The organism is Shewanella sp. SM71 (assembly GCF_025653905.1).
In the GTDB taxonomy this organism is placed as follows: domain Bacteria; phylum Pseudomonadota; class Gammaproteobacteria; order Enterobacterales; family Shewanellaceae; genus Shewanella; species Shewanella oncorhynchi.
In genome coordinates this window covers 61924-86101 of sequence record NZ_JAKKRW010000002.1, presented here as the reverse complement: position 1 = coordinate 86101, position 24178 = coordinate 61924, and the positions used below count along the sequence as shown (strand labels likewise).

Genomic DNA, 24178 nt, shown 5'->3' with positions numbered 1-24178 from the left:
ATATGCTCACTGGTAACCTTTAGTTACATATCACTCAAGATAAATCCACGATAAACAGTGTAATGACCTTGTTTCGATTCCTAGTAAGGCATTAACATAGTTCATTGCGCCTGAAGCAATCCCATTTTGCCAAAATAACAGCCCCAATAATGGGCACAATAATAAACTCGAAGGAAACAACATGAGAAAAGTACTCATTGGGGGACTGTGTGCCTCACTTATCGCAGGCCTGACTGCCTGTAATGACAAGGCAGCCGAAGTTAAAGCACCTGAAACTGCTAAAACAGCCACCGCAGCGGCAGTGATTCAAGCACTAGGTTCTGGAATTGAATTTGCTAATTTTGATAAAGCGATTCGTCCACAAGACGATTTCTATAAATACGTTAACGGCACTTGGCTAAAAAACACTGAGATCCCATCCGATCGCACTAGCATTGGCGCTTTCTACGATTTACGTGAAAAATCACGTGACGACGTAAAAGCCATTATCGAAGAAGTGGCTGCAACGCCCAACCTCGCCGTTGGTACAGACGAGCAAAAAGTGGCCGATTTATATCGTTCATTTATGGATACTGAGACACTCAATAAACTGGGAGTCACACCAATCCAAAGCGAATTTGATGCTATTAATGCCTTAAAAGATAAGAATGAATTAGTGAAGTACTTCGCCCACAGCCAAATCGCTGGCGCGGGTACCCCAATAGCATTTTATATCGATATTGATGCAAAAAACTCTAGCCGTTACGCAACTCATCTCTATCAATATGGCCTAAGCCTGCCAGAAAAAGACTACTACTTTAACGAATCAGAACGCTTCGTTAATATCCGTAAGGCATATGTCGCCCATATCGAAAAAATGTTTACCCTTGCGGGTCTTGCTAACCCGAAAGCCAGTGCTGAAGCTATTTTAGCCTTAGAAACGGCGATTGCTGCTAAGCATTGGGATGTGGTTGAAAATCGCGACAGCACTAAAACCTACAATCTATTTCAAGTCAAAGATCTGCCAACACTGGCACCAGATATCGATTGGGCTGGCTACTTAGCCGCTCTTGGCGCTGACAAGCAAACCGATATCATAGTTAACCAACCTAGCTATATCCAAGGGTTAAACGAAGTTTTAAAAACGACTGAGTTAGCCACTTGGAAAACCTATATGCAATGGCAAGTGCTGACGCACGCGGCGAGCAATCTGAGTGAAGCGTTAGACAATGAAAACTTCGCTTTCTTCTCTAAGACATTGAATGGTCAAGAAGAACAAGAACCTCGTTGGAAGCGTGGCGTTGCAGCCGTCAATGGCGTTCTTGGTGAAGTTGTGGGTAAAGTGTATGTCAAACGTCACTTCACTCCAGAAGCCAAAGACCGTATGCAAGCACTGGTTGAAAACCTGCGTGGTGCTTACGGCGACAGCATCAAAGAATTAACTTGGATGAGCGACAGCACTAAAGTGGCTGCTGCGGATAAATTAGCAAAATTCAACCCGAAAATCGGTTACCCGAACAAATGGGAAGATTACAGTAAGCTGACCATCAAGGCAGACGACTTAGTCGGTAACGCTATGCGTGCCAGCGAAGTTGAACATGCTAAATCATTAGCCAAACTGGGCGCGCCAATCGATAAAGACGAATGGCACATGACGCCACAAACGGTTAACGCTTACTACAACCCAACCATGAATGAAATCGTGTTCCCTGCTGCAATTCTGCAACCACCCTTCTTCAATTTGGCGGCTGACGATGCAGTCAACTACGGTGGTATTGGTGCGGTAATCGGCCACGAAATGGGCCATGGTTTTGACGACCAAGGCGCTAAATTCGATGGCGAAGGCAACATGCGTGATTGGTGGACAGAGCAAGACTTGAAAGAGTTCTCTGCTCGCGGCCAAGCGCTGATCGCACAGTACGATGGTTACGCAGTGTTTGATGATCTGCATGTTAACGGCAGCTTAACCTTAGGCGAGAACATTGGTGACTTGTCAGGTGTGACTATCGCTTATCGTGCTTATAAGAAATCGCTTAACGGTAAAGATGCACCCGTTATCGATGGCTTAACGGGCGATCAACGTTTCTTCATCGGCTTCACGCAAATTTGGCGCGCAAAAGCTAAAGAAGAAGCAATGCGTAACCGCGTAGCGACCGATCCACACTCACCTGCGGAATTCCGCGCACTGGGTGCACTATCTAACATGCCTGAGTTCTACACTACGTATGATGTAAAACCTGGCGATGCCATGTATATCGCACCAGAGAAACGCGTAAAAATTTGGTAAGCCAAATTTAAATCACTGTTCAGCGGCATAAGCTGGCCAACAATGGCGCTCACTGTTACAGGTGGCGCCATTTTTATTTCCTTAAACCACTGAGATGAACAAGTCTTCATGGTTGGTTCAGCTTTAATTAAGCAATAGAAGCCTATGGTGGGTGCGTGACCTGAATAACTCACCCATAAGGAAGTAGGCCGCATGACTAAGTTATTTCGTACTTTTTTTATTTTTCTACTCTTATTATCAAGCCGCGCTGGTGTAGCAAATCCTCTCGACATTAGTGACAGTAAAGCAGAACGTGGTAATTACAGTGCAAGACAGGCATCAAGCCATGACCTACAAGGTCTATATGCACTCAGCAGTCAGACCTTCGATGCGCCTCATCAATCCTCGAATGACTTATCCGTGCTCCATCACCAAGCCTATGATGCACAAGCTGAACTCGCCCAATTACTCACCAAGATTGCCCATTATTCACAGGCACAAGTGATTGTTCCGCCAGTAAAGAGTTACCAAAGAGCTGCCGATAAAGTGGCCACAAAATTTAACGGTGATGCCAGCCAAATTACCGACCTTGCAAGGGCAAGTATTGTGACCGACAGCATTCAAGATCTGATGCAGGCCTACCAAACTTTGAATGAGCACACCCAAGTTGTGAAACAAAAAAACCGCTTTGCTGAACCTAAAGCCTCCGGCTATCGCGATCTCAATCTACTGGTACGCTTACCCCAATCAGGCATGATTGCTGAAGTGCAATTACACCTACAGGATATCGCTGATATTAAAAATGGTCCTGAACACAAGGTATATGAAAAAGTACAGAGGATTGAGGCCAATGCTCGTAAACAACAACGTTCACTAAGTGAGTTTGAACTCGCGCAGATTGCCCAATTACGTCAAGAATCACATAAGTTGTACCACAAGGCATGGCTTAACTATAAACGGGTTGATGAAGCCAGTTTATTAAGAGCCTCAGTCGCTTAACTAAAAAGCTTCCACTCTTGCGCTGGTTATCTGTAAAGGTACCAGCGCTTTTTTATATTTTACAGCGCCTGAAACATCATCTTAATAAGGTGTAAAAAAGCACTCTCTCGCATCAAAGTGCCATTTGAGTATATAATCCCGCGCCATAGCCCTATAAGCAGGAAATGCCATGCACGACATTATTGAGCAACTCCAAGAACGCAGCGAAACTGTTCCTGTACCACTCGAATTACCTACATTTGAGCAGCTCGTCGAAGTCGAAGAGCAAATCCTGATTTCATTGCCAAGGGAGCTAAAAGAATACCTGCTGTATGCCAGTGATGTGATTTACGGCACGATAGAGCCAGTAACAGCATCGGATCCCTACTCGCACACCTACCTGCCCGAAGTGACTTGCTATGCGTGGTCCATCGGTATGCCAAGGGACATGATTGCCATATGTCAGCAGGGTGATGCTTTTTACTGTATCGACCAAGATGGTCAAGTACATTTCTGGAAAAACGGCGACTTTACCGATATCTATTGGGAGTCGTTTTGGGAATGGGTTGAAGAAATCTGGTTAAAGATCAAATACTAATTTTACTTTTATTGCATTGAGAACACGATTATGTATAAGAACATTGGCTTGAATGCCATCGAAATGAGCTACTTACGCCAGTCACTCAGCTTAAGCGCGGCTCAAGTTGGTGCTCTGACTAACCATAGCGAAGCCGATGTACTCGCCTGGGAAAGCGGTGAACAACTGGCACCTGAGCTGGCGCAAAAGAAACTGCTTGATATTGATGACATCATTGAGATGCAAGTGCTCAACACCTGCGATGGTATCGAAGAACTATTTAAGAAAGAACCTAAGCGTCACTTAGCCTTCGTGGTCTACCCCACTCAAGCGGTTTACACACAATACAACCCCGAATTCTTAAGTTCACTGCCTTTTACTGAGCTGTACAACACGGCAGCTTGGCGCATTAAGAAAGAGTGCAAACTGGTCCTAGAAGTCGACGTCAGCCTAGTGGCTCTCGACGTGGATGCCTACAAAGCCTTCCGTGAACCGACCAAAATGAGTGAAAGCCGCGAAAGTCGCGCAAAGTGGGCAGCGACTCAGTTATAAACTCAACCGTCACAAGTTTTAACCCTATAAAAATAAAGGCCAATATCATTATTGGCCTTTTTTATTAGAGATCACACCACCCATCATAAATGACGCGCCATTCCGAATGAAATGACGCTAAGCGGTAGTTAGAAGTTCATCGTGAATTTAGTGTAAATGTATCGGCCCATAGGATTATGTACTGAAATAACATAGCCGTAGAGATCCGTATCACCGTCACCGATAGCAAATGGTGGCTCTTCATCAAATACGTTGTTCACGCCTAGTGTCAGCTTGAACATTTCATTGAAGCGATAAGTACCAGACATGTCGACCAATAATTGAGAGTCGATCATACGAGACTTATTACTTTCAAAATCAAGTACACCATCGAAATTGATATCTGGGGTATCTTCAAATTCACCGATGTAACTCAAATTAATATTGGCGGCAAAATTATCCATAGTCCAGTTAGTGGTGAGTAACCAGCGATGTTGAGGGAACTTATACTCACCCGTGTAATCCAGACCATCTTTCTCAAAATTATGTAAGTAGCTGTACTCTAAGCCAAACTTCAAATCCCCATAGCTATCTAGCTCAAAACCATAATGACTAGAGACATCCATCCCTTGTACATCTTGAGAGCTTAAGTTGATAAAGCTTGAATGGATAATACTGATCGGACCTAAAGTTTGACCTAGCTGTGGCGCTAAGCGCTCGCACACTGTGCTATTTTGATCGTTACAATTTGCAGTATAGATATCGCCTAATGGCTGTTTATCAATTTTGTTGTCTTGCGTGATGCTAAAGATATCAAAACCCACATCAAACGTCTGACTCGGCGCCCAGATCATACCGACGTTCCAAGTTTCGGATTCTTCAGCATCCAGCTCAGAGTTACCTTCAAATTCAGTGTTGTAATCTAAGGCTTCACAATCAACATTATCGGCAGCGCAACGGTAAGTATCGACAAAGAAACTACTTTCGCGAGATGGACCAAGACCTATCTGCGCTAACGAGGGTGCACGGAAGCCCGTAGACCAAGACGCGCGCGCCGTTAGCTCGTCAGTCACTCCCCATTGAAAGGCGACTTTAGGGTTAGTCGTTGAACCAAAATCGCTGTAATGATCATATCGACCAGCGAGTTGCAACTCGAAGTTATCCGTGACTGGAATAGATAATTCCATATAAGCGGCATATTGCTCACGGGATGCCGCCGCAGAGACAGCTTCAGTACCAAAAATCAATCCACGTTGGAATTGCTCATCGGGCACATCACTGACATCTTCTTCGCGATATTCAGCTCCCGCCGCCATCATGATGTCGCGACCAGCCAAGGTAAATGCTTGACCAGATATGTTAGCCGCATAAGATGTCATGTTTGACAAACCTTGGCGTACTAAACTGGTGGTAATAGCGTCAATGACCTCTTGTGAGTTCATCGTGCCGCCGAAAGGATTGTAACGACCCGCATCAATTTCACGTTGCAAATAATCTGTTCTTACCCAGCCTTGGCTGCGATCACCCGTTTGAGTCGACTCACTGCGACCTTTTTGAACAGAAGCTTCCCAATCCCACTCTTTTACTACACCGCGTAAACCAGCAACTAAACGTAAACTATCGGATTCAATATCCCAACGTCGCGCCCCCGCATCAACCGTACGGAAGCGACCAATTTCAATATCTTTCCCCCAAGGATTATTCGGGTGAGATCCAGGTACAGTTAAACCAGCATCCTCGTCAAGTGGTGTCGGTGCTCCACCTGCGATTGAGGTATTGTGCTGCGCCGCTAACTCTAAAAATGCTGTTAAATCATCATTAAAATGATAGTCAAATTGGCCAATAGCCCCTACGCGCTCCGCAGCCGGCGCAACAAAATTGTATGAGCCGTACTCAAATAAACAACTTCCACTCGCGGTTGCACTATCAGCAGGACAAGCAGGATCGATAGTTTTAACACCATCAACATAGAAATACCCAGGAAAACCACGGGAAGAACGAAAATCTTCACCACCATAAGGTGATTGATTTGAAACACCAAAACGTCCTAAATCAGTCGCAGCTAAAGTATCATTTTTGAAATAGTCGAGGATAACGGAAGCACTGCCCTTATCGGACTTCATCCCCCACACCATATTCGCTGTCGTTTCATCGTAGCCAGTGCCTGAAGCATCACCGTATCCAAGATTGACCTCAATGCCTTCAATATCTTTTTTCAGAACAATGTTAACCACACCCGCGATCGCATCAGAACCATAAATAGCCGATGCACCGTCCTTCAGTATGTCGATACGTTCAATAGCTGATACCGGAATATTATTGATATCAACAAAGGAATTAGTGATACCTTCGGCAAAAGCACTCGCCGCAACACGACGACCGTTAATTAACACTAAGGTCGCGTCTGGGCCTAAACCACGTAGACTGATAGATGCGCCGCCGTTGGCGGTTGAATCTTGGCTGTTTCCTCGGGTAGAAAACGCGCCAGCACCATTGGCAGGCATGCGTTCAAGTAATTGCTGCAGGTTATCAAATCCCATATTGGCAATATCGTCTTTACTGATCGATTGAATAGGGGAAGGGCCTTCAATATCGGTACGTTTAATACGGGAACCCGTTACTTCAATACGTTCAACTTTTTCTGCACCTTTATCGGCAGCATGGGCCACTGTTGGCGCATATGCCATAGCAATTGCGATTGCACAAGCACTGGGTAGAATCTGAGGTCTGTTCATACATTTCCCTTGTTTTATTTATCTCATTAAAATTATTTTAACAATAAGAAAACCCTAAATTAACAATACACAAGGTAATGAGTTACAAACCAAAGTCAATGGCAGAGAAATAAAAGTTAAGCTTTTGTTACATTTGAGGCAGTGTATTTTCCTCATACGAGAATCAAAGAAGGTCTAAGCACTAAAAATTCAACCTACAAGACAAGTCGCAGTATTTGAATATCAGAATTAAAGGAAGAAATATGGAAGACAAGATTATTTATCAAGCAGAGTTTGAAACCCATTTAGGTTGGTATTGGTTGCTTTCAGGGGCCGCCTATTTCAGCCTAAGCATAATAGGTATTCCCTTGTTATTACTTTGGTTTCCAATAGGGCTGTGGGGGACTCGCCGCTATATTAACAACATGAGTGCCGAGCTCACCAGCAATAAACTTATTGTCAGGAGGGGCATATTAACTCGTACTGAAAACACTGTGCCTTTGGACAAAATTACCGATATGGCATTGATCCAAGGCCCAATTATGCGCCTATTTGGTCTGCATAAACTCACGGTAGAAACCGCAGGGCAATCGGGCGCAGGCGCATTGATAAGCTTAGTCGGCATAGTCGATGCGCCTCGATTTAGAGCCCGCGTATTAGAACAAAAAGAACGGCTTACCCAGCCCTTGCACCCAATAAGCCCATCGGCACAGCCAGATAATACGCTGTTACAAATCGTAGTCGAAATGGCTGCAAGCTTAAAACGCATTGAAACTTTACTCAGTCAAAAATTAAACAGATAAATTGAATAAAACGACTTTTAGTTCAATCACTTTACCTTTAATGTTGAGCCACTCACTTAGCGTTAGCGCGGCTTTAACATGAGCGCAGCCTTAACATGAGGGAGTGTTCGATTCCCCAGATTAATTTTCAACAGGCATTTTTAATAACGACATGACAGAATCTTCAGTAACTTCTCCTTCATCCTCTTGGATGACACACCTAACTCTCGGCATTAAAGCCATGGGCCCAGGTGTTCTTATGGCCGCCGCGGCGATTGGCGCATCCCATTTAGTCGCCTCGACTCGGGCGGGCGCCGAATTTGGTTGGCAACTAGCTTGGGTTATTCTTGGGGTGAATTTACTTAAGTATCCCTTCTTTGCAGCTGGCGCACGCTACACAGCTGCCACAGGGGAGAGTCTACTGCACGGCTACCAAAAACAGGGCCGAGGTTACTTACTGCTGTTTACTGGGCTCAATGTGATCGCCGCCATTGCCAGTACTGCAGGGGTGTGCATGTTAACCGCCGCTATGTTGACCCAATTTATTCCGCTCCCCATCGATTGGTTAGCCCTACTGGTATTGCTGAGTTCATTGGCTTTACTGATTTTAGGCCATTATCAACTGCTTGATAGACTCACTAAGATCATCATGTTCGCCCTAACCTTAACCACATTAATTGCCGTGGCCTTAGCTTGGGATCATGCTCAACCATTAGCGAGCAATTTTGTCTCTCCTTCACCTTGGCAATGGGCCCATGTGGGATTTCTGGTCGCCATGATGGGTTGGATGCCAGCCCCGATTGAAGTCAGCGCTTGGAATTCTCTCTGGCTGCTCGAAAAACAAAAAAGCCAAACAGTGACGAAAGCGCAGGCGCTACTCGACTTTAACTTAGGCTATATCATCACTGCGATCCTCGCGATCGTGTTTTTGTCCTTGGGCGCCTTAGTGATGCACGGCAGTGGCGAACACTTTTCAGATTCCGGTGCGCAGTTTGCTAATCAATTGATTAATCTTTACAGCCAAGTGATGGGCGGCGAGAGTCGTTATCTTATTGGTATTGTGGCATTTCTGTGTATTTTCAGCACAACAGTAACAGTGATCGATGGCTATAGCCGTACCTTAGATATGGGCTGGCAGTTACTCACCTCAAAGACCAGTTCAGATAAACGCCTCACTGGGATTATGCTCGCCATCAGTGCCTTTGGCTTATTGCTGATCCTCTTCTTTAAAGGTGCACTCTTACCGTTACTCGAGTTTGTGATGATCTTGGCCTTTATGACCACAGTCATTTTTGCTTGGTTAAATTACCGCTTAATGACCAGCAAACAGCTTCCCGAGACAGACAGATATGGGACTAAGATGAAACTCCTCTCTTGGTTTGGCCTGATTTATCTACTGATTTTCGCGGCACTGTTTATCTATTGGTACAACATCATTAAAGGTTAATTGCCCAGAATGTTTATGCCGGAGCAATAAATGGCCTTAACTAACTGCCATTAAATTCCCGCTGAATTCTGCAATTAAGGTGGTTTGGGTATATAATGCGGGCTCTTAAACCAGATAGCGCAGCCGCGCCAAGAGATTACCATGATTAATAATGATATTTTGCGCCGTTTGCGCTTCGTGTTTGATTTTAGCAATGCAAAAATGATTAAAATTTTTGCTAAAGCTGGAAGAGAAGTGCCTGTCGAAGAGATGATTGATCTTCTACGTAAAGAAGAGGAAGAAGGTTATAAAGCTTGTAACGACACGACCTTATGTCAGTTTTTAGATGGTCTTATCATAGAGAAGCGCGGTCTACGTGAAGGTGCAGAAATTCCAGCGCCCGTTTCACGTTTAAACAACAACCTCATCTTTAAAAAGCTGAGAGTTGCCCTCGAAATGCGTGAAGAAGACATAGTAGCAGCTTTGGCTTTAGCCGAAGTGCAAATGTCAAAATCAGAGCTAAGCGCCCTGTTCCGCAATCCAGACCACAAGAATTTTAAAGAGTGTGGCGATCAAATACTGCGTAACTTTATTCGCGGCTTATCACTTAAGTATCGCGGCGTATAACGCTAAATCTATGACATCAAACGCAGCTTAGGCTGCGTTTTTTTACCTCTACGTTTATCTATACTAAGCTTGCTTGAATACACACAAGCGTATCGCAATTTCACTTCAACAACCTCAAAAATCCTGTTTTAAACAGCTGACTTTTTTACTGCTGCAAAAAAAACCACAAATACCTCGTTCCACGGACAACAAAGATCACATTTCATGATAACCTTACGTGACTTACAGCACGTATTGACCACTTAAACAATAACTCAAAAGGTTACCCATGGACGATAATAAACGCCCCCTCTATCTTCCGTTTGCAGGACCTGCCATTCTTGAAGCCCCACTGATTAACAAGGGCAGTGCATTTTCTGAAGAAGAGCGTATTTTCTTTAACCTCGAAGGCTTAGTCCCCTATGCCATTGAAACGATTGAGGAGCAGGCTTCTCGCGCCTACGATCAATTTAGAAGTTTCAATAACGACTTAGACAAGCATATTTACCTACGTAATATCCAAGACACAAACGAGACCTTATTTTATCGTTTAGTGCAAAATAACATCAGCGAGATGATGCCCATCATCTATACGCCGACGGTAGGTTTAGCTTGTGAACGTTTCTCGAAAAACTATCGCCGCAACCGTGGTTTGTTTATCTCCTATCCGAACAAAGATAGGATCGATGACATCCTCAATAACTCGACTCGTCAAAAAGTTAAAATTATCGTAGTCACTGATGGTGAACGTATTTTAGGTCTTGGCGATCAAGGTATTGGCGGCATGGGGATCCCTATCGGTAAACTGTCACTCTACACTAGCTGTGGCGGTATCAGTCCAGCTTATACTCTGCCTATCACCTTAGACGTAGGCACAGATAATCCGCAGTTGTTAGAAGATCCTATGTATATGGGCTGGCGCCATCCGCGTATCGGTGGCGAAGAATACGCCGAGTTTATCGAAGCCTTTATGCAAGCTGTCCACGTGCGTTGGCCGGATACTTTGATCCAGTTCGAAGACTTTGCCCAAAAGAATGCCATGCCGATCCTAGAGCGTTATAAGGATCGCTATTGCTGCTTTAACGATGATATTCAAGGTACTGCTGCGGTTGCCGTTGGTTGCTTGCTCGCCGCGTGTAAGGCTGCGGGCACTGAATTGAATCAACAACGTATCGCCTTCCTCGGTGCTGGTAGTGCCGGTTGCGGTATTGCCGAAGCTATCGTGGCACAAATGGTGTCTGAAGGGATCAGCGACGAGCAAGCTCGCACTCAAGTGTGTATGGTTGACCGTTGGGGCTTATTGCTGGACAACATGCCTAACCTGTTGCCATTCCAGCAAAAATTGGCGCAGAAATGCACCAACATCCAAAATTGGAGCAATTTCAGCGACAATATTTCACTGCTCGATGTGGTTAACAACGCCAAGCCGACAGTGCTGATTGGGGTATCTGGCGTTCCGGGTCTCTTCACCGAAGAAATCATCCGTGCTATGCACAGCCATTGTACTCGGCCGATTATTTTCCCTATGTCGAACCCCACCAGCCGCGTAGAAGCGACACCGAAGGACATTTTGCATTGGACCTCAGGTCAAGCACTCGTCGCTACGGGCAGCCCATTCGAGCCTGTGGTTGTCGATGGTGAAACCTATGAAATTGCCCAGTGCAACAACAGCTTTATCTTCCCAGGTATTGGCTTAGGCGTATTAGCTTCTGGCGCACGTCACGTATCCGATGCCATGCTGATGGCTTCAAGTCGCGCACTTGCCGAATGTTCGCCACTGGCAATCGATGGTACAGGTCCACTACTGCCTAAACTGGAAGATATCCATGCGGTGAGTAAGCATATTGCTTTCGCCGTAGGTAAAGTCGCAGTTGAACAAGGGTTAACGCTGCCAATGAGCGATGAGATCTTACAGCAGTCGATTGAAGGCAATTTCTGGAGTCCAGAATATCGCCGTTACAAACGCACTTCGTTCTAAGCATAGCGTTGCCGCGACTTAAGTTGCAGTAAAACAGCTTAGTTGAGCGTTTGTGCTAGCCAGCAAAAAGCCCGTTACTTTGCAGTAACGGGCTTTTTCATTTCAGGCACAGTTTTTCATTTCAATAGAACACTAAGGTGCCATCACCTGTTTAAAGCTATTGAGCAAAGCGCGATCGGTACGCGCTTTCTTCAACTTACGTAGGCTTTCTTTGAGCGATTCATCGGCTAAGCGCGTAAAAATGCCATTATATTCTTGCTCTTGGATTGCACTATCGGTATCGGCTTGCTCAGAAATTTCTTGGGCGACACGACTCAATTGCAACCAAGCATTCGCGATATAGAAACCGTGGAATGCGGCTTGTTCCATTAGATTACGTGCACTGGCAGGTAAAGATGCCCAAGCTTGGCTAAATTTACCTTCCCTGTCTTCCAACAGTTCGGCACACAAACCTTGGTACGCTGCTAATAAGTCACCCGGTAATTTAGCCATTGGTAATACTTTATTCGCAACATTGTAAGAAATCTGCTCGGCAGTTTCGCGGTAAACAGCTGATAATTCGCTCATAAAAATCTCGATTCACATCCCAAAAAATAGTCTTAAAACTGACCACTCACATATAAACCATAAACGCCGTTACCCGCAATCGGCGTAACTGTAATCCCCTCATAGGGTTGAGTAAAATACCAACCCGCCAGCGCTCCAATCGCCGCGCCAGCTAACACATCCTCGAGATAATGTTGGTCGCTCGCCACTCGTGTGTAACCCACATAAGATGCGGCAACATAGGCAGGTAAACCATATTGCCAACCATAGCGCTGCTGAATAAACGTCGCCGCCATAAAGCTGTCTGAGGTATGACCCGATGGAAACGAATCATCGCCACTATCGTCTGGCCTGTCTTTACTCACACTATACTTAAGACCTTCAACAATTAACCGACTCGACACCGCTGCCTGAATTAACTGCCAACTACCATCATAACCCTCTTCATAAAACAAGGTCGCACCCATCGCAGTAGCGGGTAATAATAAATGCAATACATCGCCAGAGGTTTCTAAATCTGAGCCTGCCCAACTAGTGCCACTCATCATGAATAATGCAGCACAGAGTAATTTCTTCAAGGGTGATTCCTTTGTGGGATAATAACCAAGGCGGAGTTTATACCTTGATCATTAACCGAATGCAAAATTGCTATACATCTATATTAAAAATGAACAAACAAGTTATGCTAAGCTAATAATTAGCTATTGATTTTAATTCGAACAGGAATCTTTTTTGCTACATCAACTTAGGTATTTATCATTCTCCTTATTGCTGCTTCTACTGCCGCTCAGCAACGCTATGGCAGAAGAAAAGACTCAGGTTGATAAAATATTTGCAAGATTTGAAAGCGGCGTCCCTATGACCCGTGAAGAAATCGAAAGCAATCTAGCGTTATTAAGCAAACTAATTTCGACTGACGATGTCACCCGTCATGAAAAGCTACAACTGCTCAAATGCTGGGATCAGAATACAGAAAACGACACAGCTATTGCACTGGCACTTAAAAATACTAACCAAGCACTGAGCAATATTCCGCCAACCGCCTCCCCCCATTTCATTACCGACCTCACGCTCTGCCACTCTTGGTTTCTGCAATTAAGTGGTGATATGGATGGCGCGATGGAAGGCTATAATCTCAGTGTTAAACGTGCCTATGAGCATGAAGACCTTAAGCTAATAGCCGACTCGCGCAGCATTCGCGGCGCACTTTACTCTTATATTGGCGATTTTTCTGCGGCATTAGACGATCTCGTCACAGCGCAAGATCTCTATGAATCACTCAATTTAAGCGGTTGGGCTAACATTAACCTTGCCGATGTTGCTACCAGTTTTAGACGTTATGGCGATCCCCAAAGTGCAATCCGCTATTACACCAAACTCAAAGCTCTCTATCTAAAAAACAATAACCAAGAACAGGCAATGTATGTCAACTCGGACATTGGCCTTGCCTTAGATGAACTCGGTGAACATCAACAGGCCGTAGATAATTTCTTAGTAAGTTATCAATACTTCAAGGAACATCAGCAGGAAAAAGTGGCAGCAACTATGGCAACGAATATTGCCTACAGCTTAATCAAACTCAATCGTCTAAACGAAGCCGAAAAGTATTTAATCGAAGCCGATACTGTTATTAATGAAAAAGATCTGACCGATTACAGCTTCATGAAGCTTTTTATGGCCGATATAAAGTTTCAACAAGCTCGCTATAAAGAGGCGCTTACCGAACTTGAGCAAGGGGAAAAAGCCTTTCGCACTCTGCAGAATAATCGGGGACTCACTCAACTGCTGCAGCTTAAAAGTAACATATATGTGGCTATGAATGATTTATCTGCCGCCTACGGAGCGCTGCAAGAATTTGTTACCCTAACAAAAAAAGTCGATGGCAATTCTCTCTCCCATCATACGACAGAATTAAAGGTCAAGTTTGATACCAGTCGGATTGAATCTGAAAATCAACGCTTGATTGAAAACCAAAACCTTAAAGAACAAGAGCTCGCGCTACTCGAAAAGAACAAATCACTGCAACACATTATCCTATTACTAGCGGGCTTTATCCTGACGATAGTGTCTATATTCGCTTATAAACAAGTACATAGAAATCGCCAACTGCAAGTTATTGCCCTCACAGATTACCTTACCAAACTCCCTAATCGTCGGCATATTTATGCCCAAGCCGCGAAATATTTTCAGCAAGCCTTAAAACATCAAAGCCCTTTTTCAGTGATTATTTTTGATGCGGATCACTTCAAAAAAATCAACGATAACTTCGGCCATGAATTAGGCGATCGCGCCCTTATGACCATTGCAAATGCAGGCCGAGCCTTATCGGGTAATAAAGATCTCGTTGGCCGCATCGGTGGTGAAGAGTTTTTAATCCTATTGCCTAACACTGATGCCACAGGTGCGTTAGCGCTGGCGCATCAATTGCAGAACCATATTAGCCGCCTTAGCGCACAGAATTTACCAGCAGAACTCAAATTAACCGTTAGTGCTGGTGTCGCCACTTTAGAACCACAAAATAATACGGAAGATGCATATCAAGATAAAGATTTTGCCACCCTGCTAAAGCGGGCCGACAATGCTCTTTATGAGGCTAAAAATGCGGGCAGAAATTGTTTGAAATCAGCCAAGAATGAGGCTTTAAGAGAGAATTAAACGGCCTTATGCCAAAACACTTGATGTTGTAATGGCGGTGGCAAAGTGCCAAACCATGTCTGATACAGACGACTAAATTCACCTGAGTCTTTCATTTTCTCAAGCTCTGTTTGCCAACTGATAACGGTTTCCGCCGACGTCCCTTTAGAAAAAGCTAAATAGAGATTAATCTCCGATACCACAAACACTTGGCGGATATCTGTCTCACTCGCGCCAACCTCTTCGAGTATCTGCTTTACCGCAAGATCCGCTTGGCACCAAAAACGAATTCGAGAAAACAGCAACTGTTTCGCCGATTGCTGCGGAAAACTCGCCACCAGCAAATTATCCACGCCCGCTTGTTGTAGCAACTGCGCACCCGCCGATTCCCGATAAACCCCCACAATATCTGTCGATTGAAGTTCAGCAAGTTGATCGAGAGCGATGGGATCTGCCGCCCTTGCGTACAATGCAATTTTGCTGGTCGCAATAGGACCGATAAAATCGAACTGCTCAGCTCGCTCATCATTAATTGACGTAGCAAAAAGTAAAACGTTCGCAGAGGTATTGGCAATTGAATACGCCCGAGCCCAAGGTAACACATCGATTTTTTCACTCTGACCCAGTCTTGATTGCAAGGTATTGACTAAGTCCACCGCAAAACCTTGCGGCACACCATTTTGCTCGTAACTCATGGGAGGCCAAGCTTCGGTCACCAATTTCAACTTGTCAGGCGCCGCAAAAACAAGATTAGGCATCAGGCCTAATAAGCTCATCGCAAGAAAACACGCCCTAAGGGGAAACGCACTCAGCATACGAATACCAAACGATAAACATTAGACCTAATCATAGACTCAATCCCAACTGCAAATAAACAAATACCCCAAAGAAAATATCGCCTCACGCCCCCTTCTGAGTAAACTCGTCCTCAATAAGTGAAAACTGCTATCATATTGCCACCTAGCCAAGAGCCTCGCTGCAATCAATTCATGTCAACTTTAGCCAATCAAACCCCAAGCCAATCCTATGCCAGCATGCTGTCGCGGCTCGCTCTTCAAATTAAAACGTGGGGAAAAGCACTCGGATTTGCGCAGGTTGGCATTTGCGATACGGATTTAACCGCTGAAGAAGCCAAACTCCAAGCATGGCTAGACAAAGGTTTTCATGGCGAAATGGCCTATATGGCTACCCATGGCATGATGCGCGCTCGCCCGCAAGAACTGCATCCGGGCACAGTGCGGGTGATCTCCGTACGGATGGACTATTTACCACCCGAAGCTGGCTTTGCAACGAATCTCACCGATCCCAACTTAGGTTATATTTCCCGTTATGCAGGAGGTCGCGACTACCACAAGTTGATCCGCGCTCGACTTAAAAAGCTGGGAGATCAAATCAGTGCAGAGCTAGTTTCTCTCGGTTTCGATGCCGCTGACTTTCGCCCCTTTGTTGACTCAGCACCAGTACTTGAGCGCCCCTTAGCCGAAAAAGCCGGTATAGGCTGGACAGGTAAACACTCACTCATACTCAACCATGAAGCTGGCAGTTGGTTCTTTTTAGGTGAGCTACTGATCAATTTGCCGCTACCAGTGGATATTCCCATTCAAGAAGGCTGTAACACTTGTGTCGCCTGCATTACCTCCTGCCCAACGGGTGCAATCGTAGAACCTTATGTAGTCGATGGCAGACGCTGTATTTCCTATCTCACCATTGAACTGCAGGGCGCTATTCCTGAAGAATTTAGGCCACTCATGGGCAATCGCATCTATGGCTGCGATGATTGCCAACTCGCGTGTCCCATCAATCGCCAAGCGCCGCTGACTGAAGAAACTGACTTTCATATTCGTCCGCAGTTAAAGCAACCTGACCTTCTCAGCCTTTTTGCTTGGAGCGAGGCCGAGTTTCTTAAACAAACTGAAGGCAGCGCCATTCGTCGCATTGGACATAAACGTTGGCTACGTAATATTGCAGTAGCACTGGGTAACGCTCCCGCAAGCCCAAGCATTGTTGCCGCACTTAACGCCCGCAATCACAGCGAAGATATCGATGAGATAGTGCGTGAGCATATTGAATGGGCGCTTAATGCCCAGCAATCGCGCCTTGCTGAAAGCGCTGCAACTGAACAACAAAAAGCCCGCCGCAAAACCGAACGTATGGTGCGCATTATCGAAAAAGGCTTACCGCGAGATGCTTAAGTCAGTCGGCAATAAATAAAAGACAACGGATGCATAAGCATCCGCTGTTACTAATTCAACAAACTCAATAAGCTCAGTAAAAAAATATTTCACTCAAGCATAATATTAACCAAGGCGGCGACGTAGTTCTCGCGTGGCATCGACCATGTTTTTCAGTGCGGGTTCGACTTCATCCCAAGTACGGGTTTTTAGGCCACAATCTGGATTGACCCACAGCTGACGTACGGGCACTTTTTGCGCCGCTTTCTCGATTAAGTGCACCATGGCCTCCACACTTGGGGTGTTTGGCGAGTGAATGTCATACACACCTGGGCCGATTTCATTGGGATATTCAAAATCTTCAAAGGCGTTGAGTAACTCCATCCGTGAACGCGAAGTCTCGATAGTAATCACATCGGCATCCATGGCGGCAATCGCGGCAATAGTGTCGTTAAACTCGCTGTAACACATGTGGGTGTGGATTTGAGTCTCATCAATCACCCCAGCAGCGCTGAGTTTAAAGGCATTCACCGCCCAATCTAAATAGGCTTGCCACTCACTTTGTTTCAATGGCAGACCTTCACGGAAGGCGGGCTCATCGATTTGTATAATGCCAATGCCGGCATTTTGTAAATCCACCACTTCATCACGAATCGCCAGCGCCAGCTGAGTCGCAATCACATCGCGGCCGATATCTTCACGGGCGAATGACCAATGCAGAATCGTCACAGGGCCAGTCAGCATGCCTTTTACAGGCTTGTCGGTGAGACTTTGGGCAAACTCGGCCCAATCAACCGTCATCGCCTTTGGACGACTAACATCACCATAGATCAACGGCGGCTTAACACAGCGTGAACCATAGCTTTGCACCCAACCATTTTTGGTAAAGCCAACGCCCGCAAGCTGCTCACCAAAGTATTCCACCATATCGTTGCGCTCGGCCTCACCATGAACCAGCACATCGATACCGAGTTTAAGCTGGCGGTCGATAGTATCGCGGGTGACTTGTTGTAATTGCTCTGTATATTGTGCATCACTCAGATCGCCCTTGCGCCAACGACTGCGTAGTCCACGGATTGCAGGTGTTTGTGGGAAGGAGCCAATGGTGGTGGTCGGCAACAGAGGTAAACGGTATTTCTGCTGCTGCACTGCTTGGCGTACGGTGAAATCACTGACGCGCTCATAATCGGCAGATGTCAACGCGGCAACGCGGGCAATCACTTGACTGTCGGCAGCCTGCGCTTTCGCCTCGCGGCGCGCCAAACTGGTTTGCACAATCTCTTTTGCCGCGATAGATTCAGGTGCCAGTAGCAATTGGCGCACATTGGCCAGTTCAAGTAATTTTTGCTTCGCAAACGCGAGTTGTTGACGCAGCGCGGGCTCAAGCGTGGCTTCCACATCTAAATCCACAGGGCTGTGCAGGAGTGAGCAAGAAGTACCGATCCACAAGCGATCTCCGAGATCACGGGCAACCGCGCCTATGCGTTCGGCAATCAAATCCGCCTCTGCCGCCCACACGTTGCGACCATTGACCACACCCACCGACAAAATTTGATCTCGACCAAGCGCATGGGCAAAGACTGCCAATTGATCCGGCGCTGTGACTAAATCGACATGCAACCCCGCGACCGGCAAGGCCGATACCAGCGCTTGATGGTGTGCGATACCGCCGTAATAACTGGTAAGAAGGATCTTCACCTTCGCAGTGCTGAGGGCTTGATACGCCTCAGTCATCGCCGCTTGCCATTCGCCATCCAATTCCAATGCGAGAATGGGCTCATCGAGCTGTACCCATTGCACTCCCAGAGCAGCAAAACGCACCAAAATGTCAGCATAAGCAGCTAATAAATTGGGTAATAAGCTTAACTTATCAAACTCTTGGCCCACGGTTTTAGCAAGGAACAAGTAGCTAACAGGGCCGAGTAGCACAGGTTTTGCTTTATAACCTAAGGACTGCGCTTCGCTAACTTCATCAAAGAACTGCTCATAGGCAATCGAAAACTCTTGGTTTTGGCTGAGCTCAGGTACCAGATAGTGATAGTTAGTATTGAAATACTTGGTCATTTCAGAGGCTGGCGCATCTTGGCCCGTTGGCGCTCTGCCGCGGGCAACACGGAATAAAGTATCGAGATCGATTGCCCCTTCACCACGATGACGATCAGGAATGGCATTTAAAGTCGCGCTTAAGGTCAGCACTTGATCATAAAAGGCAAAATCACCTACGGGAACTTGCTCAATGCCAGCAGCAGCTTGCCACTGCCAATGGGTGCGGCGAAGTTCACTCGCCACTTCACGTAATTGTGCCTGAGTGCTCTCACCACGCCAGTATTTTTCTAAGGCAAATTTCAATTCACGACGACGCCCAATACGGGGAAACCCAAGACTATTTAATTGCATACTCTATCTTCCTTTATTTGAGATAAGCCATATTCGGCACTTACACCCACCAGATTGTTTTCTCTTGGCACTTTTCAGCACTTCAGCCTGATAAATAACAATGGGCGTCTGGACGTCTAGAAGTTTATTGTGTTAGTCTCTATTCCAGCAACCGAATTGATTTCAAGCACAACATGAGCGAAATTCACTTGGAGTGAACATGATCGAACTAAGACACCTGCGAACCTTAATGGCCCTGAAAGAAAGCGGCAGTTTGGCGGGCGCAGCCAAAAAACGTTTTGTCACTCAATCCGCCCTCTCCCACCAGATTAAGGAGCTGGAGCAAAGGATTAACTCGCCCATTTTTGTGCGTAAGAGTAAGCCACTGTCATTCACCCAAGAAGGTGCACGCCTGCTGCATCTGGCCGAAGAAATTTTGCCTAAGGTGTTAGAAACCGAGACAGATTTGAAGAATGGGCTGGAAACCGAAACCAATCAGTTGCGTGTCGGCATTGAGTGCCATAGCTGTTTTCGCTGGTTAATGCCTGTAATGGAGCAATTTAGGCAAGATCATCCGGCAGCCGAGTTAGACTTGTCGAGCCGTCATCTGTTCGACTCGCTCAATGCCTTAGAAATGGGTGAACTGGATATTGTATTAACCTCAGATCCTGTGCCTGGGCATTCACTCGCCTACCAGCATTTGTTTGATTTTGAAGTGAAGTTAGTGGTTGCTAAGGATCATCCTTTAGCGAAAGAAGCCTATGTCACCCCTAAGCAATTAGCACACTTGCCTATTATCAGTTATCCAGTGCCGTTGACGCGTTTAGACATTTATCGCCACTTTTTAGAGCCTGCGGGCATAGAGGCGGGCGAGCAAAAAACCTGTGATTTAACAATGATGTTATTGCAACGCATCGCCTGTAAAGACGGCATAGCCGCACTGCCAAGCTGGTCGATTAATGAAGGACATGGACTGAGTCTCGCTACGGTAAAACTCGGCCAAGAAGGTCTGAAACGACCGCTATTTGGTGCCTATCGCCGCCACAGTGCTAACTCTGCATTGATCCAAAATTGGTTACAACTGGTGGCGAGGGAAGGTTTATCCCGCCAGCAGAAGACGAATTAATGCGGGTGAAATTGACTAAAAAAGCCTGCGAATGCAGGCTTTTTTATTGAGTCAAATGACTATTTCATAGCATCGACAAATTACAGCGGATTCATCAACAATCCACGCATAGACAAGACACGGCGCAGTATCAACCCTGATGAATTAGGATTACGGGTCTGACGCAAATTATGGGCGATCATAAATTCTTGACGCAGATCCTGATCGAGATCTAACGCCTCGAACGCTTCGATGGTTAAGGTCTGTTGTTGATTATCAATCAATGACTTAATCACACTTAAAGGAAATGACTGTTCGGCATTAGCATTTAAATAGGCAAATGCGGTCAGTGCGATAATTTGGCCGAACACACTGAACAGAGCTAAGGTTTGTACTTCGTCAGCATCAACCTCCACACCTTCCATATCCGCTAAGCTATCTACCGCATCCGTTGCAATATCTTCAGTCAGCTTCCAATAACCTTGGACCAACTTTTTATAGGGCTGTGGCAGTTCATCGAGGCGTTCTTTTAAATAGAACGTAAAGGCGTAGCGATAGATATTAACTTGACCTAAGCGGATCAAAGCTTCTTTCAACGAGCGAGTTTTGTGATTTTCCACTACAGCAGCCTGTGCGGAATTACTGCGCATAAGCATGTGCGCTGCCAATGCGGGATCGCTCGAGATAATGTCAATCACATTACGAATGTCGCCTTCAGCAAGGATCGCTTTTTTGAGTGGAATTAGAATCCCTCGGCGGCCAATCACTTGCTCTTCGTTCGCTATGATAGCTCTAACTTGAGTAAAAACCTGTTGCTCAAGATCAGTCATAAGACACTTTACACCTGTTTATTAACAATAAGATGATTCGGTTACAGCTCACATCATACCTAAAATACTAAGAATTTCAGCAATAAACAGCAGAGTAAAATATAAATTACTCCTATTTAGTGATGACTGCCCGCTAACACTATAGATAACGACAATTAAACCACTCTACTAAAACGATATTCAAGACTATACCTATTTTAAGATTTATTCTTTGAACTCAGCGTAAAAACTAAAAAGCCAGACTGAGTCTGGCTTTGTTATTAGATAGCTCATTAATATTTAGAAGCGGTAGCCCACAGTGAAACGAATATCACGGCCTCGACCTGAGTAATAACCATTATATGTTCCACCACCATAATAGCCTGCGCTAACATAATCTTTATCGAATACATTATCGATACGCAGACTGGCAAGCCAAGCATCACGATTATAATTCAAGGCTAAATTACCAAGCACGTAACTTGCTAGCTTATCACCTTGATTAGCGTTATCGCCTTCGATAAAACGATCCCCCGTGTAGATAGCTTCGGCAAATACTTGGAAATGCTCAGCAAAATCCATGCTGACATAACCGCGTCCCGTGTGTTTTGCCACCCAAGACAGCTCTTTGCCATCGTTAGCACCATCGGTAAATTCGGCGTCGGTATAGTTATATTCCAGCCCTAGCTGCAGCGCTTTAGTGATCTGCCAATCCCAATCGGCACCCGCGCCATAACGACGAGAAGCGTCAGCATTGACGTTTGCACCGTTGAAATTTCCACCAATGGGTTTAACTGCACTCGAGTCATAAACAATTTCATCCTCTAAATCGAGACGATATAGGCTGACTCGCAGAGTTTGACTAGCGACAGCCCAATCCCAACCCGCCTCATAGGAACGGCCTGTTTGCGGCTTTAAGCCAAATACGCCCGGCGATGTATAAGCTTGCTCATCCACTTTGGCAAAACGGAAGTTATCATCGGCGCGCACATAGAGTCTGTGCTCCGCAGTTGGGCGGTAATTTAAACCCAGTTCGAATGCGTGGGCATTTTCGTCTAAATCCATGCCATTAGGATAGACATTGCCATCGACTAACTCATCGGTCACTCGTGCATAACGACCACCCACAACGTAACTTAAAGTATGGCTTAAAGGCACTGTAGCTTGTAGATAGGCGCTTTGCATTTGCTGCACATTACTGCGCGCCATAGTGTCAAAATCAGCCTTGCCACGGCTGATGTCTAAACCTGTGACTAGGTTTAGCTCGCCTTGACGCGTGCTGTAATTCGCTAACGCTTTAGGGCTAAACATTAACAGTGAGCGTGTGTTATGGCTGTTCGCCCCCCAATTAAGAGAAGACACTAAGGTATCGCTGTAATCTAAATCCGCCGCCAGCGCCCAGTTTTGATTAAGCTGATGCTTGTAACCCGTTCGCGCCGCAGTGGTCATCTCGTGGGCATACTCTACCTTATTTGATGAAGCACGGGGATCGTCTTTAAATTGCTTTTCAGTAAGCGAGCCCGGATTTTCACGATCGTTATCGTAGTAGCTGGTTTCAACAAAGAACGAGTCTGTGGCTGTTTTATATTGAATGCGGCCAAGAATAGAGCCGGTTTCGTTGGCATTATGCTGGCGATAGTTGTCACCTTGGTTGTAACTACCGGTGAAAAAGTAACGCCAATCTTTGTTGATCGCGCCAGACACATCACCACGACCTTCATAGGTATCAAAGCTACCGCCAGATAACTGCACGCTGCCGCCAGTATTTTCAGGGGACTTAGTGACAATATTAATCACCCCGCCCACGGCTTGATCGCCATAAAGTACACCTGCACTACCCGATAAAATTTCAATACGATCCACTTGATTAAGCGGAATGGCATTAAGGCTAGGTGCGGCGATATCGATATTATTGAGACGACGACCATCAAGTAAAATCAGCGTGTTATTAACGGCAGTGCTGGCGCTAAAACCACGCATAGCAAAGCTAGTTCCAATATTGTTATCCGAAATTTGAATACCGCTTTGACCGCGTAAGACGTCGGTCAAATTAGTCGCGCCACTCATTTCAATAGCCGCGGCATCAATCACATTCACATTGGCGGCAATATTTAACGGGGTCTTATCAGAGCGGCCGATCACGACAAGATGCTCGTCGACTTTAGCTGTGCTGGTATCGTCAGCCGCCATAACGGGCGCGATAATTGAAAAACTGCAAAGGCTGCCGATCAGCAGCGCGATTTTTGTTGGATTTGTTCCCATTTTACCTTTAACTCCTGCAAGGAAAACGGGGCATTGACGCCACGATACCGTTAATTCAGTCGTAAATACTGACGGTGATTATCGCATTTTGAGATCTGCCCACCGAAATCTCAAAAACACCTTTAGGGCCGGTCTCCGGACTTAGGCTATGTTAATCCATTAAAAGTTAGATTAACGCGAGACTGACCTTTCACATTCTGACTTTCGGGTTCAGTCTTGAACACACCAATCAAACGCGGTCTTCTCTCACCTTTTACCGTTGCGGGGGCAGTGCCAGAATTTCACTGGCTTCCCGATTATCTCACGACACTATCATCGTAAGCACCACAGAAGGTTGACTCAAAATTAGGTTCAAAGGGCGTACAATCTGTTAACGCCCAACAAGGCTCAGAGCATATCAGACCTGAGCGCGCGCATTATAGACGTCTATACGGATGA

General features: G+C 45.7%; 18 protein-coding genes and 1 riboswitch. Of the genes, 11 read left to right on the top strand and 7 right to left on the bottom strand.

Going from position 1 to position 24178, the window contains the following annotated elements; translation table 11 throughout:
* Positions 1–181 precede the first annotated feature (181 nt).
* The 4 genes from L5L97_RS02835 to L5L97_RS02820 all read left to right on the top strand — a co-directional run bounded on the left by L5L97_RS02835 (position 182) and on the right by L5L97_RS02820 (position 4352).
* Positions 182–2266 carry a M13 family metallopeptidase gene (locus tag L5L97_RS02835; protein ID WP_263181954.1) on the top strand — a complete coding sequence of 695 codons (2085 nt, stop codon included), beginning with the start codon at positions 182–184 and terminating at the stop codon, positions 2264–2266.
* Positions 2267–2458: 192 nt separating this feature from the next.
* Entirely contained in the window at positions 2459–3244 is a 786-nt protein-coding gene (locus L5L97_RS02830) for a RelA/SpoT domain-containing protein (RefSeq protein ID WP_131523742.1), read from the top strand.
* A 169-nt stretch (positions 3245–3413) separates the two neighbouring features.
* On the top strand, positions 3414–3821 hold the full coding sequence (locus L5L97_RS02825) for an SMI1/KNR4 family protein (protein WP_113939053.1): 408 nt from the start codon (positions 3414–3416) through the stop codon (positions 3819–3821).
* A 30-nt stretch (positions 3822–3851) separates the two neighbouring features.
* Positions 3852–4352 carry a DUF4447 family protein gene (locus tag L5L97_RS02820; protein ID WP_131523743.1) on the top strand — a complete coding sequence of 167 codons (501 nt, stop codon included), beginning with the start codon at positions 3852–3854 and terminating at the stop codon, positions 4350–4352.
* Between the two features lie 128 nt (positions 4353–4480).
* Here the strand turns inward: L5L97_RS02820 and L5L97_RS02815 are convergent, their stop codons facing one another.
* The gene (locus L5L97_RS02815) at positions 4481–7066 is read right to left on the bottom strand and encodes a TonB-dependent receptor (RefSeq protein WP_113939055.1); all 2586 of its coding nucleotides are present in this window, start codon (positions 7064–7066) and stop codon (positions 4481–4483) included.
* Positions 7067–7308: 242 nt separating this feature from the next.
* Between L5L97_RS02815 and L5L97_RS02810 the strand changes: the two genes are divergently transcribed.
* The 4 genes from L5L97_RS02810 (at position 7309) to L5L97_RS02795 (ending at position 11837) form a co-directional block, all read left to right on the top strand.
* Complete coding sequence (locus L5L97_RS02810; protein ID WP_113939056.1) at positions 7309–7848, top strand: PH domain-containing protein; 540 nt, start codon at positions 7309–7311, stop codon at positions 7846–7848.
* Positions 7849–7999: 151 nt separating this feature from the next.
* Positions 8000–9274 carry an Nramp family divalent metal transporter gene (locus L5L97_RS02805; RefSeq protein WP_263181952.1) on the top strand — a complete coding sequence of 425 codons (1275 nt, stop codon included), beginning with the start codon at positions 8000–8002 and terminating at the stop codon, positions 9272–9274.
* A 141-nt stretch (positions 9275–9415) separates the two neighbouring features.
* Positions 9416–9880: a DUF1456 family protein gene (locus L5L97_RS02800; protein WP_168824742.1), complete on the top strand. Its 465-nt coding sequence runs from the start codon at positions 9416–9418 to the stop codon at positions 9878–9880.
* A 268-nt stretch (positions 9881–10148) separates the two neighbouring features.
* On the top strand, positions 10149–11837 hold the full coding sequence (locus L5L97_RS02795; RefSeq protein WP_263181951.1) for an NAD-dependent malic enzyme: 1689 nt from the start codon (positions 10149–10151) through the stop codon (positions 11835–11837).
* Positions 11838–11969: 132 nt separating this feature from the next.
* Here the strand turns inward: L5L97_RS02795 and L5L97_RS02790 are convergent, their stop codons facing one another.
* Both L5L97_RS02790 and L5L97_RS02785 read right to left on the bottom strand, forming a co-directional pair.
* Positions 11970–12404 (bottom strand): DUF3069 domain-containing protein, encoded by a 435-nt coding sequence (locus L5L97_RS02790; RefSeq protein ID WP_105250165.1) that lies wholly within the window; start codon positions 12402–12404, stop codon positions 11970–11972.
* A gap of 32 nt (positions 12405–12436) precedes the next feature.
* Positions 12437–12961, bottom strand: a complete 525-nt coding sequence (locus tag L5L97_RS02785; RefSeq protein ID WP_105250166.1) for a phosphatase PAP2 family protein — start codon at positions 12959–12961, stop codon at positions 12437–12439.
* A gap of 220 nt (positions 12962–13181) precedes the next feature.
* On the opposite strand from L5L97_RS02785, the gene L5L97_RS02780 reads away from it, so the two are divergent.
* On the top strand, positions 13182–15038 hold the full coding sequence (locus tag L5L97_RS02780) for a diguanylate cyclase (RefSeq protein WP_372832218.1): 1857 nt from the start codon (positions 13182–13184) through the stop codon (positions 15036–15038).
* On the opposite strand, the gene L5L97_RS02775 is transcribed toward L5L97_RS02780, so the two are convergent.
* Positions 15035–15832 (bottom strand): substrate-binding periplasmic protein, encoded by a 798-nt coding sequence (locus tag L5L97_RS02775; protein WP_263181947.1) that lies wholly within the window; start codon positions 15830–15832, stop codon positions 15035–15037. The two genes, L5L97_RS02780 and L5L97_RS02775, sit on opposite strands and share 4 nt — an antisense overlap.
* A 174-nt stretch (positions 15833–16006) precedes the next feature.
* Here L5L97_RS02775 and queG point away from each other — a divergent pair, with 174 nt between their 5' ends.
* Positions 16007–17209, top strand: coding sequence for a tRNA epoxyqueuosine(34) reductase QueG (gene queG, locus L5L97_RS02770; RefSeq protein WP_263181946.1), 1203 nt, complete (start codon positions 16007–16009; stop codon positions 17207–17209).
* Between the two features lie 105 nt (positions 17210–17314).
* Here queG and metE read toward each other — a convergent pair whose 3' ends face one another.
* The gene (metE, locus tag L5L97_RS02765) at positions 17315–19585 is read right to left on the bottom strand and encodes a 5-methyltetrahydropteroyltriglutamate--homocysteine S-methyltransferase (RefSeq protein ID WP_263181945.1); all 2271 of its coding nucleotides are present in this window, start codon (positions 19583–19585) and stop codon (positions 17315–17317) included.
* A 199-nt stretch (positions 19586–19784) separates the two neighbouring features.
* On the opposite strand from metE, the gene L5L97_RS02760 reads away from it, so the two are divergent.
* Positions 19785–20690, top strand: coding sequence for a LysR family transcriptional regulator (locus L5L97_RS02760; protein ID WP_105250171.1), 906 nt, complete (start codon positions 19785–19787; stop codon positions 20688–20690).
* Positions 20691–20770: 80 nt separating this feature from the next.
* Here the strand turns inward: L5L97_RS02760 and L5L97_RS02755 are convergent, their stop codons facing one another.
* The gene (locus L5L97_RS02755) at positions 20771–21499 is read right to left on the bottom strand and encodes an HDOD domain-containing protein (protein WP_105250172.1); all 729 of its coding nucleotides are present in this window, start codon (positions 21497–21499) and stop codon (positions 20771–20773) included.
* Positions 21500–21778: 279 nt separating this feature from the next.
* Entirely contained in the window at positions 21779–23740 is a 1962-nt protein-coding gene (locus L5L97_RS02750) for a TonB-dependent receptor (protein WP_263181943.1), read from the bottom strand.
* Between the two features lie 108 nt (positions 23741–23848).
* Positions 23849–24084, bottom strand: a riboswitch (cobalamin riboswitch).
* Positions 24085–24178 lie beyond the last annotated feature (94 nt).

Bases quoted from the DNA above. Each gene is read 5' to 3' on its own strand.
- queG (WP_263181946.1), top strand. From the start codon at position 16,007: ATGTCAACTTTAGCCAATCAAACCCCAAGCCAATCCTATGCCAGCATG.
- L5L97_RS02800 (WP_168824742.1), top strand. From the start codon at position 9,416: ATGATTAATAATGATATTTTGCGCCGTTTGCGCTTCGTGTTTGATTTT.
- L5L97_RS02835 (WP_263181954.1), top strand. From the start codon at position 182: ATGAGAAAAGTACTCATTGGGGGACTGTGTGCCTCACTTATCGCAGGC.
- L5L97_RS02805 (WP_263181952.1), top strand. From the start codon at position 8,000: ATGACAGAATCTTCAGTAACTTCTCCTTCATCCTCTTGGATGACACAC.
- L5L97_RS02810 (WP_113939056.1), top strand. From the start codon at position 7,309: ATGGAAGACAAGATTATTTATCAAGCAGAGTTTGAAACCCATTTAGGT.
- metE (WP_263181945.1), bottom strand. From the start codon at position 19,585: ATGCAATTAAATAGTCTTGGGTTTCCCCGTATTGGGCGTCGTCGTGAA.
- L5L97_RS02815 (WP_113939055.1), bottom strand. From the start codon at position 7,066: ATGAACAGACCTCAGATTCTACCCAGTGCTTGTGCAATCGCAATTGCT.
- L5L97_RS02825 (WP_113939053.1), top strand. From the start codon at position 3,414: ATGCACGACATTATTGAGCAACTCCAAGAACGCAGCGAAACTGTTCCT.
- L5L97_RS02790 (WP_105250165.1), bottom strand. From the start codon at position 12,404: ATGAGCGAATTATCAGCTGTTTACCGCGAAACTGCCGAGCAGATTTCT.
- L5L97_RS02780 (WP_372832218.1), top strand. From the start codon at position 13,182: ATGGCAGAAGAAAAGACTCAGGTTGATAAAATATTTGCAAGATTTGAA.
- L5L97_RS02760 (WP_105250171.1), top strand. From the start codon at position 19,785: ATGATCGAACTAAGACACCTGCGAACCTTAATGGCCCTGAAAGAAAGC.
- L5L97_RS02795 (WP_263181951.1), top strand. From the start codon at position 10,149: ATGGACGATAATAAACGCCCCCTCTATCTTCCGTTTGCAGGACCTGCC.
- L5L97_RS02830 (WP_131523742.1), top strand. From the start codon at position 2,459: ATGACTAAGTTATTTCGTACTTTTTTTATTTTTCTACTCTTATTATCA.
- L5L97_RS02820 (WP_131523743.1), top strand. From the start codon at position 3,852: ATGTATAAGAACATTGGCTTGAATGCCATCGAAATGAGCTACTTACGC.
- L5L97_RS02750 (WP_263181943.1), bottom strand. From the start codon at position 23,740: ATGGGAACAAATCCAACAAAAATCGCGCTGCTGATCGGCAGCCTTTGC.
- L5L97_RS02775 (WP_263181947.1), bottom strand. From the start codon at position 15,832: ATGCTGAGTGCGTTTCCCCTTAGGGCGTGTTTTCTTGCGATGAGCTTA.
- L5L97_RS02755 (WP_105250172.1), bottom strand. From the start codon at position 21,499: ATGACTGATCTTGAGCAACAGGTTTTTACTCAAGTTAGAGCTATCATA.